9 protein-coding genes are annotated in these 13,953 nt (G+C 50.5%); 8 read left to right on the top strand and 1 reads right to left on the bottom strand.

What is annotated here, in order from left to right; translation table 11 throughout:
* Window positions 1-4: 4 nt before the first annotated feature.
* On the top strand, window positions 5-469 hold the full coding sequence (locus BN54_RS10665) for a linear amide C-N hydrolase (RefSeq protein WP_367587263.1): 465 nt from the start codon (window positions 5-7) through the stop codon (window positions 467-469).
* Window positions 460-954 (top strand): linear amide C-N hydrolase, encoded by a 495-nt coding sequence (locus BN54_RS10660; protein WP_367587262.1) that lies wholly within the window; start codon window positions 460-462, stop codon window positions 952-954. Before BN54_RS10665 ends, BN54_RS10660 begins: the two co-directional genes overlap by 10 nt.
* Before the next feature lie 60 nt (window positions 955-1,014).
* Here BN54_RS10660 and BN54_RS02915 read toward each other — a convergent pair whose 3' ends face one another.
* Window positions 1,015-2,931, bottom strand: a complete 1,917-nt coding sequence (locus BN54_RS02915; RefSeq protein ID WP_019205645.1) for a sucrose-specific PTS transporter subunit IIBC — start codon at window positions 2,929-2,931, stop codon at window positions 1,015-1,017.
* 240 nt (window positions 2,932-3,171) lie between these two features.
* Between BN54_RS02915 and BN54_RS02910 the strand changes: the two genes are divergently transcribed.
* The 6 genes from BN54_RS02910 to BN54_RS02885 all read left to right on the top strand — a co-directional run bounded on the left by BN54_RS02910 (window position 3,172) and on the right by BN54_RS02885 (window position 13,816).
* Window positions 3,172-4,635 (top strand): sucrose-6-phosphate hydrolase, encoded by a 1,464-nt coding sequence (locus BN54_RS02910; RefSeq protein ID WP_019205644.1) that lies wholly within the window; start codon window positions 3,172-3,174, stop codon window positions 4,633-4,635.
* 141 nt (window positions 4,636-4,776) lie between these two features.
* The gene (gene uppS, locus BN54_RS02905; RefSeq protein WP_019205643.1) at window positions 4,777-5,544 is read left to right on the top strand and encodes an undecaprenyl pyrophosphate synthase; all 768 of its coding nucleotides are present in this window, start codon (window positions 4,777-4,779) and stop codon (window positions 5,542-5,544) included.
* Window positions 5,545-5,566: 22 nt separating this feature from the next.
* Window positions 5,567-6,355: a phosphatidate cytidylyltransferase gene (locus tag BN54_RS02900; RefSeq protein WP_019205642.1), complete on the top strand. Its 789-nt coding sequence runs from the start codon at window positions 5,567-5,569 to the stop codon at window positions 6,353-6,355.
* A gap of 12 nt (window positions 6,356-6,367) precedes the next feature.
* Complete coding sequence (gene rseP, locus BN54_RS02895) at window positions 6,368-7,639, top strand: RIP metalloprotease RseP (protein WP_019205641.1); 1,272 nt, start codon at window positions 6,368-6,370, stop codon at window positions 7,637-7,639.
* Window positions 7,640-7,670: 31 nt separating this feature from the next.
* Window positions 7,671-9,398: a proline--tRNA ligase gene (locus tag BN54_RS02890; RefSeq protein ID WP_019205640.1), complete on the top strand. Its 1,728-nt coding sequence runs from the start codon at window positions 7,671-7,673 to the stop codon at window positions 9,396-9,398.
* A gap of 98 nt (window positions 9,399-9,496) precedes the next feature.
* Entirely contained in the window at window positions 9,497-13,816 is a 4,320-nt protein-coding gene (locus BN54_RS02885; protein WP_019205639.1) for a PolC-type DNA polymerase III, read from the top strand.
* Window positions 13,817-13,953 lie beyond the last annotated feature (137 nt).

The following is a 13,953-nucleotide window of genomic DNA, read 5'->3' as shown; positions in this document are numbered from 1 at the left end:
GATTATGTGTACGAGTATTGGAATTGTCACGCAGGATGGTTATCATTTGTTGGGACGGACGATGGATTGGGATACTTTGCGGGTCGGGCCCCTGTTTTTGCCGCGTGGGTATCAATGGCAAACCGTTTTTGACCATCGTACCTACCAAAACCGTTATGCTTTGGTGGGAGGCGGTTTAGCTAATGCTAAGTTGGTTGACGTGAGTGATGGGGTCAATGAGAAGGGGCTGATGGTCCAAAAGCTGACGTTTGATCATGGTGGACAATTAACCGAAGCTCGCCATGCGGATAAAGTGCAGTTGGCAGCCCGTGAGTTAGCGCTGTATTTGTTGGGGCGGTTTGCCTCGATTGCCGAAATTGAAGCCCACTTGTCTGAGATTGAATTGATGAGTGATACCAATAGTGATGTTAAATATGGGCACGCGGAGCAACACTATGCGGTATGGATGCGACGGGGCGCATGGTCGTAATTGAACCCAGTCAAGCCCCGTTACGCTTACGCGAGAATCCGCTGGGCGTATTGACCAATCACCCCAACTTTGATTCCCAAATTCGGCGTTTGCACGATTATGTAACTTTTAGTCCCGCTTTTGAACAGGGGACCGTCCCCTTAAATACCTACCACGTGACGACCGGGGAGTTGAGTGGCAAGAAGACGCCGCCGGGGGCGTACTCGCCGAGTGCGCGCTTTATGCGGGCCGCGTATATGAAAGAGCTGGCAGATCAACCGGTGGACCTGACCATGGGCGTCGCCACGACCAGTCACCTGTTGGATACGGTTACGGTCCCGCAAAGCAAGGGGCACCGACCGACGTTTTCAGTCTACCGTTCAATTGCCGTGGCGGAGACTTGCACCTATTACTTTCAAGCTTACGCCCAATTGGGGATGACGGCGCTAACGCTAACGCCGGAATTAGCAGCCCAGCCAACGCCGCAATTGTATCGCAATGATTAACTAATCAACAATAAAAGCGAACGAGAAAGACAAGTTGCTTCTCGTTCGCTTTTAAGTTATTTAGGCTTGGGCCGCCAACAACTGATCACCTGCGTTCACCGTACCGCTTGTTAGGGGTTCGATGGCTTGGTATTGGTTGGAGTTGGTGATGACGACCATTACGGTTGGATCATAACCTGCGGCTTTGATGGCTGCTAAGTCGGCGGTCCCCAGGATCTCACCCGCTTTCACGTGTTGGCCTTGGGCAACTTGGGTCGTAAAGTGTTGACCCTTTAAGTTTACGGTATCCAAACCGACGTGGATTAAGACTTCTGTGCCATCGTCGGCGGTTAACCCATAGGCATGCTTGGTTTCGTAGGCAACGGTGATGGTTCCCGTGACGGGAGCATGGATGGTCCCGTCGGTTGGGATCACTGCTGCCCCGTCGCCCATCATTTTTTGTGAAAAGACCGCATCGTTAACCTGACTCAGTGCTTCTACCGTTCCACTAACGGGACTCAAAATTTCACTGGCAGTGGTTGCAGTTGGCGCAGCTGCGGCAGTAACAGGTTCCGCAGGGGCAGTCGCTGGCGCAGCCGGTGCGGGGTTAACCAGCTGGTGGTGCGTCTTACCATAAAGGAAAGTAACGGCAAAGGCGATGGCAAAGCTGACTACTTCACACAGTAAGTACAGGGGAATGGAGTGGGCGTCGATGGATAGAAAACCAATGAACCCAGCTGAACCCATGGAAACCGCAATGACGTGGAAGAGTCCCGCTAAGGTTGCCGCAACGCAAGAACCAATTAAGGCACAGAAGAATGGGAACTTGAGCTTTAAGTTGACCCCAAACAAAGCCGGTTCGGTAATCCCCAGCAAGGCCGAAATGGCCGCCGAACTGGATAAGCCCTTCATCTTTTGATCCTTGGTCAAGAAGTATACGGCCGTAGTAGCGGCCCCTTGAGCGACATTAGCCATGGAAGCAACGACAAAGATAAAGTCACCAGCACCATGACCATCCTTAAAGGCGGTGATCAATTGGGTTTCGATGGCCGGGAAGCTTTGGTGTAACCCGGTTAATACGATCGGGGAGTAGACGGCCCCGAAAATCCCGGTCCCGATAAAGCCCAAGGTGCTGTATACCCAAACGATCCCATTAGTCAACCAATCGGATAATTCCTTCATGACTGGTCCGACCACAATAAAGGTCAAGAACCCCGTTAAAAGGACGGAAATTAATGGGGTAAAAGTAAAGTCAACGGCGGCCGGCAACTTTTTGTGTAACCATTTTTCAAAGATTGACAGTAAGTAAACGGCTGCCAAAGCCGGGATTACTTGGCCAGTGTAGGATTGAATGGCGATGCTTAACCCAAAGGCATGCCAAGTCCCACCATTAGCGAGCGCCGGGGCAGTCATCATCATTCCGACTACAGCCCCTAAGAATTGGTTAGCTCCAAACCGTTTGGCCCCAGAAATTCCGACGAGAATTGGCAAGAAGACGTATGGAGCCGCTGACATGACGGCCACCATTTGTTCCAGTCCCTTGAGGGCCGGGTACATTTGAATGACCGACTTCGGGCCAAAGAGATCCGTTGCGGTCAGGACGTTGTTTAAAGCCATTAACAAACCACCCGCGACCAGGGCCGGAATTAATGGCACGAAGATATCTGATAACAACTTGATAAAGGCCATCACCGGGTTGAACTTTTGGTTCTTGGCGGCGATTTGCTTAAGGTCGTCAGTTGAGACTTCTTGTAAGCCGGTTTGCTTGATCAATTCATCGTAAACGTTGTTGACATCACCAGGGCCAATAATAATTTGGTATTGGCCATTGGTTTTAAAGGTCCCCTTGACACCATCATTCGCGTCAAGCGCCGCTTGATTGATTTTTTCATCATCCTTTAAAACCAGGCGGAGGCGGGTTGCGCAGTGCGCAGCTGCCACTAAGTTTTCTCGACCCACGGCGTTAATAACGTCGGTGGCCACTTGTTTGTGATTCATAAGCTGAACCCTCCTTTAGGTTACGCTTGGTTGAAAACGCTTTATTCGAGTTATATAATACGCTAAATCCCGTCAATGTCAACCGATAGTCAATAAGATTTTAAAATTAGTTCATCAAATCAGCTCTACTAAGCGGTTTGTCTGCTCAAGGTGATTACTAACCGATTGACAAAAAGGGGGCGATCGGGCACAATAACGGTGATTAGCTTGGTGGAGTTTTTGAGAAGGTGAGGAAAGAAAATGGAATGGACACGCGCAAAACGGTATCAACCATATACTGCCTATTCGGCGGCAACACTGTTGGCGCTGCAACAGCAAGCAGCTGATTCGCCCGCCCAATTGCGTTATCATATTCGCCCCCGTTCAGGGTTGTTGAACGATCCGAATGGTTTTTCCTACTTTAACGGGGAATGGAATGTTTTTTACCAGTCGTTCCCGTTTGGGGCCACCCATGGCTTGAAGGCTTGGATGCGTTTGACGTCGCCTGATTTGGTCCATTGGTATGAGCACGGCTTAGCCTTGCAACCCGATACCAAGTTTGACAGTCACGGGGCTTATTCTGGTTCGGCCAGGGCCGTTGGTGACCGCTTGTTTTTAATGTATACCGGTAACCACCGCACTGCTACCTGGCAACGGCAACCCTATCAACTGGGAGCGTGGTTGGATCAAAAAGGCCAGGTCACTAAACTGGCCAAGCCATTGATTGAACCGCCCGCCGCGGTCAGTGAACACTTCCGCGATCCGCAATTATTGCAAGTTGGTTCGACTTACTATGCGCTGATTGGGGCACAAACGGCGTCCGATCAGCATGGGGCGATCTGGCTCTACCAAGCCCCAGCGGCAGTGGGACCTTGGCAAGCAGTTGGCCCCGTTGACCTAGGGGAGCCGGCGTTGGGATACATGGTTGAATGCCCCAACCTGGTTGAGGTTGATGGCACTCCGGTAATGATCTTTTGCCCCCAAGGTCTGCCCAAACAAGTCGCCGCTTATCAAAATATCTATCCCAATATGTACGTTAGTGGCACCGCCTTTGATTACCAAACGGCCCAATTACGCCACCCGAGTGCCCTGAACAATTTGGATGCTGGTTTTGATGTTTATGCCAGCCAGGCTTTTAATGCCCCAGATGGAAAGGCTTACCTGATTTCTTGGGTGGGGCTGCCAGAGCTGACTTACCCAACCGATCAGGAAAATTGGGCCAACTGCCTTAGTCAAGTCAAGGAATTACATTTTCACGCTGGGCATTTGTATCAACAGCCAGTGGCAGCGATGAAGACCTTACGGCAAACTGAGCATGGCTTTGCTGGTTCGGTGACGACGGTTGCCACGGCCGCGGGACAGCAATTGGAATTACAACTGACCATTGCGGCGGATCAAACTGGCACACTTTACTTAGCTGCTGATGACACCCTAACGCATGGCTTGCGGCTAAACTTTGATACCCGAAACGGCCAGTTGGAAGTTGACCGGGGGCAAACGGCGCAAGTGCCGGCGCCCGAATATGGCACGACGCGGTCGGTGGCCGTGCCGGCACATCAACCTTTGCAATTGAGAATTTTCTTGGATCATTCCCTGGCCGAAATTTTTGTCAATCACGGCGCCGAAGTGGTCACCTTGCGTTACTTTAACGATCAATCGTGGGGGAAAATTGCCTTTGCGCAGCCAACCCAAGTTACGGGAAAGTGGTGGTCGTTACAACTGTAAATTCAAGTGAGCCAGCGTTGCCCCAAGCAGCGCTGGCTTTTTGCGTGTCTTCTCGATGAAAATTCTTTTTATGGCGTCTTAAATCTGCTAAAATGAAAAGTGTTGCAAAATTTCCCACTTGGGAAGGAACGGAGGAACATCGTGTTTTCCAAACCAAAAGAAACTGTGGCTGATCAGCCGGCCCTCGATTTGGCAAACATTCCCGCCCACATTGCGATTATTATGGATGGAAACGGGCGGTGGGCCAAGGCTCGCCATTTGCCACGGGTTGCTGGCCACCAACAAGGAATGCAGACGGTAAAAAAAGTTACCATTGAGGCGAGTCGGTTAGGCGTGAAGGTCTTAACGCTATACGCTTTTTCAACCGAAAATTGGAAGCGGCCCAGTAGCGAAGTCAACTTTTTGATGCAATTACCAATTAAGTTCTTTGATACCTTTGTCCCGGAATTGATTGAAAATAACGTTCGGGTAATGGTCATGGGGGACTTAGCCGCGTTACCTGCTCCTACCCAGGCGGTGGTGAAAAAAGCCATGGCCCAAACGGCGGCTTGTACGGGGATGGTCTTAAACTTTGCCTTGAATTATGGGGGACGAGCCGAATTGGTTCGGGCGGCCCAAGCGCTAGCCCGGCAGGTTGAACAAGGCGCCCTGGCAGCGGAGGCAATTGACGAAGCGCACTTTGAGCAAGCGTTGATGACGGCGCCGTTGGGTGAGCTGGCCGCACCGGATCTTTTGATTCGCACTAGCGGTGAAGAGCGGTTGAGCAATTTTATGCTTTGGCAGGTTGCCTACAGTGAATTTGTCTTTTTAGACGAGCACTGGCCGGATTTTGATGGCGCTAGTTTACGCCACGCAATTGAAGTATTTCAACACCGTCACCGCCGTTTCGGGGGTTTGGTGAATAAATAACGTAGATGGGAGAATTTGAAGAATGAAGACACGGGTAATAACCGCGGTGATTGCATTGGCAATCTTTATTCCACTGATTATTATTGGCCACTTGCCATTGACCTTTGCGGCAATGGTGTTAGGGGTAGTCGCAGTCAGTGAAGTCTTGATTATGAAAAAAATCTTTGTGACCTCGTTTGCGGCGATTGTGTCGTATTTGGCGGTCATTTTGATGATTGTGCCGGCTGGCTACTTGGCCTTTTTGCCGAGCCAATTAAACCGGTTAACGACGGTTTACATTTTATTGATGTTATTGTTGTTGCACACGGTCTTTCATAAGACCCGCTTTAGTTTTGATGATGCAGGGGTGTTAACCCTGGCCATTATCTACATTGGGATGGGCTTTAATGCCTTTATTACCGCCCGGGCCGCGGGCTTTTGGACCTTGCTGTATGGGATGCTGATCGTGTGGCTGACTGATTCCGGGGCGTATTTATTTGGCCGCCAGTTTGGTAAACACAAGTTGGCGCCAAAGGTAAGTCCCAATAAGACTTGGGAAGGTTCCATTTTAGGGACGGTGGCTGCGACCGTTATTTTAGCGGTTTACTTGCACTTCTTCCCCGTCGGACACCTTAATTTCTGGTTGATGTTGCTGGTGACAGTTGTCTTGTCAGTGTTTGGCCAGTTGGGTGATTTAATTGAATCGGCGTTGAAGCGCTACTATGGCGTTAAGGATTCCGGCAAGATTTTGCCAGGTCATGGGGGGATCTTGGATCGCTTTGACAGCATGTTGGTAGTCATGCCAGCTTTATACCTTTTGGGGATTATCTAAAGGGGTGACACTTTGCTTTTAACAATTATCGTCTTCATTATTGTTTTTGGGTTGTTGGTGTTGGTCCATGAATTTGGTCACTACTTTTTTGCTAAGCGGGCCGGCATTTTGGTGCGTGAATTTGCAATTGGGATGGGGCCCAAGCTATGGTGGCGCCAAGTAAATGGCACGACCTATACGCTTCGTTGCTTACCCTTAGGGGGATACGTACGACTGGCTGGCAGTGAGGAAGATGAAGAAGACTTGCGGGTTGGTATGCCGGTGACCTTGGAATTAAACGAGGCCGGTCAAGTGGTTAAGATTAATACCAGCCAACAGCCCGGCTTATTTACCGGTTTGCCGCTGCAAGTGACGGCCTTTGATTTGGTGGATACTTTAACGATTAAAGGCTATGTTAACGGTGACGAAACAACTGAACAAACTTATGCGGTTGATCACGATGCCGAATTGGTCGAAAAAGGGGGGACCACGGTCCGAATCGCCCCGCGGGACACCTGGGTAAATTCTGCGCCTTTGCCTGCGCGGATGATGACCAACTTTGCCGGGGCCTTTAATAACTTTTTATTGTCGTTGGTGGCCTTTGTGGTGCTCGGGTTTACCCTGGCCGGAATTCCCACCAACAGCAACCAGTTAGGGCAAGTTGCGGCTGGTTCGCCGGCAGCGCGTGCGGGTCTGGTCGCCGGGGATCGGATTGTCGCGGTGAATGGTCACCCCACGAAAGACTGGGAGGCGTTGGCAACGCAAATTGCCAACCATCCGGGGCAAAAGGTGACCTTGCAATATCGCCATCAAGGCAAGCTTAAAACAACTACGGCAACGCCTAAAAAGGTTCAGCAAGGCAAGCAGACGGTTGGCCAAATTGGCATCAGCGAACGACTGGATCACTCCATTGCCGCACGGCTAAATTACGGGTGGCACCAGTTTATCGCTGCGGGAACGTTGATTTTTACGATCCTCGGGCATATGGTAACCCATGGCTTTTCGTTAAACGATTTGGGTGGTCCCGTGGCAATTTATGCAGGAACTTCACAAGCCACGGCCTTGGGGTTCAATGGGGTCTTGAATTTCTTGGCCCTGTTGTCAATTAACCTGGGGATTGTAAACTTATTACCGATTCCCGCTCTTGATGGGGGAAAGTTGTTGCTCAATATCATTGAAGCAATCATTCGCCGGCCGATTCCCGAAAAAGCTGAGGCCATTGTTTCAATGGCGGGCTTTTTCTTCCTGTTGTTGTTGATGATCCTGGTAACTTTTAACGATATTCAACGCTACTTCATTCACTAAAAATTAATTGGTACAAAGGAGTACTTTACGCATGAAACAATCACAAATTTTAATTCCAACTAAAAAGGAAGCGCCAAGCGATGCAGAAGCGCTCAGTCATCAGATGATGGTGCGGGCGGGGTATGTTTACCAGGTTTCCGCGGGGGTGTGGTCATACTTGCCCCTGGCTTACCGCGTGATTCGCAAAATCGAAAACATTATTCGCGAAGAAATGGCCAATGCCGGTGCAGTTGAAATGATGATGCCGGGCCTCTTACCGGCGGACCTTTGGAAAGAATCTGGTCGTTACGAAAGCTATGGGGCCAACTTATACAAATTAAAGGACCGGCGGGACCGGGACTTTATCATGGGCCCGACCCACGAAGAAACGTTTACGGCCTTGATGCGGGATTCGATCAAATCGTACAAGAAGTTGCCATTGGTCTTATACCAAATGCAAGATAAGTACCGGGATGAAGACCGGCCGCGGTTTGGAGTGTTGCGCGGGAAGGAATTCGAAATGTTAGACGGGTACTCCTTCTCAGCCGACCAGGCGGGATTAGATGCCGCCTACGATAAGCAAGCAGTTGCTTACCGCAACATTTTTGACCGGATTGGCTTGGACTACAAGGTCATCTTGGCGGATTCCGGGACCATGGGGGGCAAAAATTCACAGGAATTTTCTGCGCCAGCGGCCGTTGGTGAAGATATCATCGTTTATACGGATGGTGATTATGCGGCCAACATTGAAAAGGCGACGAGTCAATTTACCGGGGTGCAACAAGAAGGGACCCCGGCCGAATTGACGAAGGTGGCCACCCCCGGGGCACACTCAGTGGATGAAGCTGGTGAAAGCCTGGGGATGCCAAGCAGTCAGATTCTGAAGTCGATGTTGTTTATGGCCAAAATGGCTGATGAGACGGTTCAACCAGTGATGGTCTTGATGCGGGGCAACGATGAAGTCAACGAAACGAAGTTGAAGAATGCCCTGGATTGTTTGGAATTAACCCTTGCAACTGAAGAAGAAACCGAACAATACTTAGGGGCTCACCCGGGTTCTTTAGGACCGGTGGGAGTGGGCCAAGAAGTTAAGATCTTGGCTGACGAATACGTCAAGGTTTTGGTAAACATGGCCTGTGGTGCCAATGACGACGGCTACCACTACATTAATGCCAATTTAGACCGGGATTTCCGGGTGGATGCATTTGGCGATTTCCGCTTGGTCCAAGAAGGCGAAATTGCCCCGGATGGTTTGCCACTAAAGTTTACCAAGGGGATTGAAATTGGCCATATCTTTAAACTGGGGACGCACTACTCCAAGCAGATGGGCGCCCAAGTTCTGGATCAAAACGGTCGCCTGGTTGATGTGATCATGGGGTCCTACGGGATCGGGATCACGCGGTTGCTGTCGGCGGTAGCTGAACAACAAGCCGATGAAAACGGGTTGGTTTGGCCGGACAGCATTGCCCCGTTTGACGTCCATGTGATTCCAATTAACGCTAAGAATGCGGATCAAATGCGGGTCGCGGATGAAGTGACGGCGCAACTGGAAGCGGCCAACTTGGAAGTCTTATTGGATGACCGCAAGGAACGGCCGGGGGTCAAGTTTGCCGATTCCGACTTGATTGGTCTGCCAATTCGGGTGACGGTTGGGAAGAAGGCCACGGAAGGAATTGTGGAAGTTAAAATTCGCAAGACTGGTGAAACCATCGAAGTCAAGGTTGAAGAATTAGTCAATACCATTCAAATTTTGTTGCAAAACAACTTGCAACAAGCTTAATTGCAGTTGAAACGTCGCTGATAAATCCAGCAGCTGCCGGTGGGCGGCCGCAAATGATTTGTTGGCGTCGTTTTCTTTTCGTTTAAGGAGGGAACAACGTGGCATTAAGTCCGCAAGAAAAATTTACCAAATTACTTGAACAGATTAATTATTCCGCTCCGGCCCTGATGAAGGGGCAAGTCGCGGCAGTGATTGTGCACCAACAATCGCGGGTCTGGGAGTTAACCTTGCATTTTCCGCACCTCTTGCCGGCGGAAGTATACCAGGGATTGTTTCAAGCGTTACGGGTTTCATTTTATCAATTGGCGCAAGCACAAGTGGTCCTACAAATTACTGCTGATGAAGTGCCCTTAACGCAGGACTTGTTAGTTGCCTACTGGCGCCCCTTGGTGCAACAAACCTTTGGCCAAGCTGGAATGGCGGTTGAATTAGCTGAACAGACGGAACCCCAGTTGGTGGGCCAGCAAGTTCAAGTACCGCTGGAAAACGAACAGATTAAAGTTTTCATGGAAAACAAATTCTTTGGACCGTTAGCAAGGGCCTACCAACGGGTTGGGTTTCCGACGTTTACTTTCCGCGGTGTGGTTGACGAAGCCAAATCCCAAGCCCAAATTGATTTAGTAAAGCAAAAACAAGAAGCTCAGGATGCTGCGCTGGTGAAAAAAGCGTTGGCGCAACTGCAAGCCAACCAAGCCAAGCAGGCTGCTGCCCAAGCTGCGGCGCCGCAAGACGGACCAGTCGTAATTGGCAAATCAATCAATCCGCAAGCTGAAGTGATCGCGATGCAAGAGATTGTGGAAGAAGAGCGCAGTGTGGTCGTGGAAGGGTATGTCTTTTCCAAGGAAATTCGTGACTTGCGTTCTGGCCGCCAGCTGATGGTGCTGGAAGTCACGGATTACACTTCGTCGATCGTGGTTAAAAAATTCTCCCGCAACCAAGAGGAAGAAGCGCAATTTGAAGGCTTAAATGAAGGCGATTGGATCCGGGTTCGGGGGTCAGTCCAAGAGGACAATTACATGAAAGATCTGACGCTGAATGCGTATGACATCAATCAAATTTCGCACCCCGCCCGCCAGGATCAAGCGCCCGCGGATGAAAAACGAATTGAACTCCACGTTCACTCGACAATGAGCCAGATGGATGCTACTAATTCCATTACGGACTACGCCAAGCAAGCCGTTAAGTGGGGAATGCCGGCACTGGCCATTACGGATCATGCCGATGTCCAGGCCTTTCCCGAAGCCTTTAAAGCCGCGGGCAAAATTAAAATGCTGTACGGGGTCGAAGCCAACGTAGTCGACGATGGGGTGCCACTGGTGTACAACGAAAATCACCAGCCTCTGCAAGGACAAACTTACGTGATTTTCGACGTAGAAACCACGGGTCTGTCAGCCGTTTATGACAAGGTCATTCAGCTGTCCGCGGTAAAAATGAAAGATGGCGAAGTACTGGACCGGTTTGACGAATTCATCGATCCGGGCTTCCCGTTGTCCCAACAAACCACGGAATTAACCAGTATCACGGACGATATGGTCCGCGGGTCCAAGTCGGAAGAAGAAGTCTTCCAATTGTTCCGTGATTTTTGTGCCGATGCAATTATTGCCGGTCACAATGTTTCCTTTGACTTGGGCTTTATGAACGCAGGTTACGAACGTCATGGCAAGGCCCCGATTGAAGCACCGGTCATTGATACTTTGCCCTTGGCGCGCTTCTTGTACCCTAATTTGCGCGGTTACCGGTTAAATACCCTGAGCAAAAAGTTTAAAATTGCCTTGGAACACCACCACCTGGCCAACTTTGACTCGGAAGCAACGGGGAAGTTACTGCACTTGTTCTTGAAAGAGGCTGAGCAACGTTATGCCATCAAATACGTTGATGATTTAAATCAACATATGACCGACAATGGGGCTTACCGGCATGCCCGGCCCTTCCACGTGACGATTTTGGCCCAAACCCAAGCGGGAATGAAGAACCTGTATAAGTTGGTTTCGTTGAGTAACGTTAAGTACTTTGCGCGGGTCCCGCGGATTCCGCGGAGCGTTTTGGCGCATTACCGGGAAGGGTTACTGCTGGGAACGGCCTGTGCCAGTGGTGAAGTCTTTACCGCGATGATGCAAAAGGGTTACGCTGAAGCTAAGCGGTTGGTTGATTTTTACGATTTTATTGAGGTTCAACCCAAGCCAAATTATGCGCCTTTGCTAGAGCAAGGGGTGATCCAAGACCAAGCCCATTTGGAATCAATCATTAAAAATATGGTTAAGTTGGGGGAAAAAGTAAACAAGCCCGTGGTGGCAACCGGGGATGTGCACTACTTAAATCCGGAGGATAAGATTTACCGCAAGATTTTGATTAACTCCCAGGGGGGCGCGAACTTCTTAAATAAGACTGAGCGGCCGGACGTGCACTTCCGGACGACGGACGAAATGTTGGCGGAATTTGCCTTCTTGGGGCCGGAAGTGGCCAAGCAAATCGTGGTTACCAATACCCACTTGATTGCTGATCAAATTGGCGACTTGCATCCGGTCCAAGATAAGCTGTATGCGCCGCACATGGCGGGGGCGGACCAAGAAATTCAGGATCGGACCTGGGCCACGGCCAAAGCTTGGTACGGTGATCCACTGCCGGAACTGGTCAAGGACCGGGTGAACTTGGAATTGAACAGTATTGTTTCGAACGGGTTTGCCGTGCACTACTTGATCGCGCAACGGTTAGTGGCTAAATCTAATAAGGATGGCTATTTAGTGGGGTCCCGGGGCTCGGTGGGCTCCAGTGTGGTGGCGACATTGTCGGGGATTACGGAAGTTAATCCGTTGCCGCCGCACTATCGTTGCCCCAACTGCCAGTACAGCCACTTCTACACGAAGGGGGAATACAGTTCAGGCTTTGACTTGCCAGATAAGCCGTGTCCCGAGTGTGGCACGTTGATGGTCAAGGATGGTCACGATATTCCCTTCCAAACGTTCTTAGGGTTTAAGGGTAACAAGGTCCCGGATATTGACTTGAATTTCTCTGGGGACTACCAACCAATCGCCCACAACTACATGAAGGTCTTGTTTGGGGAGAAAAACGTTTTCCGGGCCGGGACGATCGGGACGGTCGCCGATAAAACGGCCTATGGGTACGTTAAAGCTTATGAACGCGATACTGATCAGCAGTTCCGCGGGGCGGAAGAGGACCGGTTGGCCAAAGGCGCAACCGGGGTCAAACGGACAACGGGGCAACACCCAGCCGGGATTATTATCGTCCCTGATGACAAGGAAATTTATGACTTTACCCCGATTCAATACCCGGCTGATGACCAAACGGCGGCGTGGGAAACGACCCACTTTGATTTCCACTCCATTCACGATAACCTTTTGAAAATGGACATTTTGGGGCATGATGACCCAACGATGATTCGGGCGTTACAAGATTTGTCGGGGATTGACCCAACGACGATACCAATGGATGATGAAGGGGTGATGAGTCTGTTCTCCAGTCCCGAAGCCCTTGGGGTAACCGAAGAACAGATCAATTCGAAGACCGGGACCCTGGGCCTGCCTGAATTCGGGACCCGCTTTGTACGGGGAATGTTAGAAGATACCCACCCGAAGAATTATTCCCAATTGTTGCAAATTTCGGGGCTTTCCCACGGGACCGGGGTGTGGTTGGATAACGCCCAAGAGCTGATTAAGCAAGGCACGGCGACAATTGCCAACGTGATTGGGTGCCGGGACAACATCATGACCGACTTGATTCACTACGGGTTAGATTCGGAAACCTCGTTCCAAGTGATGGAACACGTGCGTAAAGGGCGGGGGATTCCTGATGAGTGGCAATCCAAGATGTTAGAAGTCGGCGTGCCCCAATGGTACTTGGATTCATGTTTAAAGATTAAGTACATGTTCCCGCGGGCCCACGCCGCGGCCTATGTCTTAATGGCGTTGCGGATTGCTTACTTTAAGGTTTATTTCCCGCTGACCTACTACGCGGCCTTCTTCTCGGTCCGGGCCGACGATTTCGATGTCGTTGCCATGGCCCACGGCAAAAACGCCGTCAAAGCCGCGATTAAGGAAATCAACGACAAGGGCAACGAGGCCTCGGCCAAGGAAAAGAACCTGATGACGATCCTCGAATTGGCCAACGAAATGCTGGAACGCGGCTTTGAATTCAAAATGGTCGACTTGGAACGTTCCGACGCCAGCGATTGGTTGATTGACGGCAACACCCTGATTGCTCCGTTCCGGGCGATCCCGGGGTTGGGGCTGAACGTGGCCAAGCAGATTGTTGCGGCGCGCGAAGAACGGCCCTTCTTGTCCAAGGAAGACTTGGCAGAGCGGGGGAAGGTTTCTAAGACCTTAATTGAGTTCATGACGGCTAACCACGTCTTAGACGATCTGCCAGATTCCAATCAATTGGACCTGTTTGGTGACTTTTAATGGTATTAACAAAATAAAAAACCAGCTGCCGCGAGGGGATTTGCGGTGGCCGTACGGAAGTGGTGTCAGTTAAGCAATCGCTTAGCGGGCACCACTTTTTACTTGCTTTGCAAAAGTTGTAATAAAAAAAGTTACTT

Source organism: Limosilactobacillus ingluviei str. Autruche 4, from assembly GCF_000312405.1.
In the GTDB taxonomy this organism is placed as follows: domain Bacteria; phylum Bacillota; class Bacilli; order Lactobacillales; family Lactobacillaceae; genus Limosilactobacillus; species Limosilactobacillus ingluviei.
Note: the sequence above shows the minus strand (reverse complement) of the source record. Positions and strands in the feature narration are given on the sequence as shown.

Excerpts from the sequence above, each read along its gene's own strand:
- BN54_RS10665 (WP_367587263.1), top strand. The coding sequence starts at position 5 with ATGTGTACGAGTATTGGAATTGTCACGCAGGATGGTTATCATTTGTTG.
- BN54_RS10660 (WP_367587262.1), top strand. The coding sequence starts at position 460 with ATGGTCGTAATTGAACCCAGTCAAGCCCCGTTACGCTTACGCGAGAAT.
- BN54_RS02890 (WP_019205640.1), top strand. The coding sequence starts at position 7,671 with ATGAAACAATCACAAATTTTAATTCCAACTAAAAAGGAAGCGCCAAGC.
- BN54_RS02910 (WP_019205644.1), top strand. The coding sequence starts at position 3,172 with ATGGAATGGACACGCGCAAAACGGTATCAACCATATACTGCCTATTCG.
- BN54_RS02915 (WP_019205645.1), bottom strand. The coding sequence starts at position 2,931 with ATGAATCACAAACAAGTGGCCACCGACGTTATTAACGCCGTGGGTCGA.
- BN54_RS02900 (WP_019205642.1), top strand. The coding sequence starts at position 5,567 with ATGAAGACACGGGTAATAACCGCGGTGATTGCATTGGCAATCTTTATT.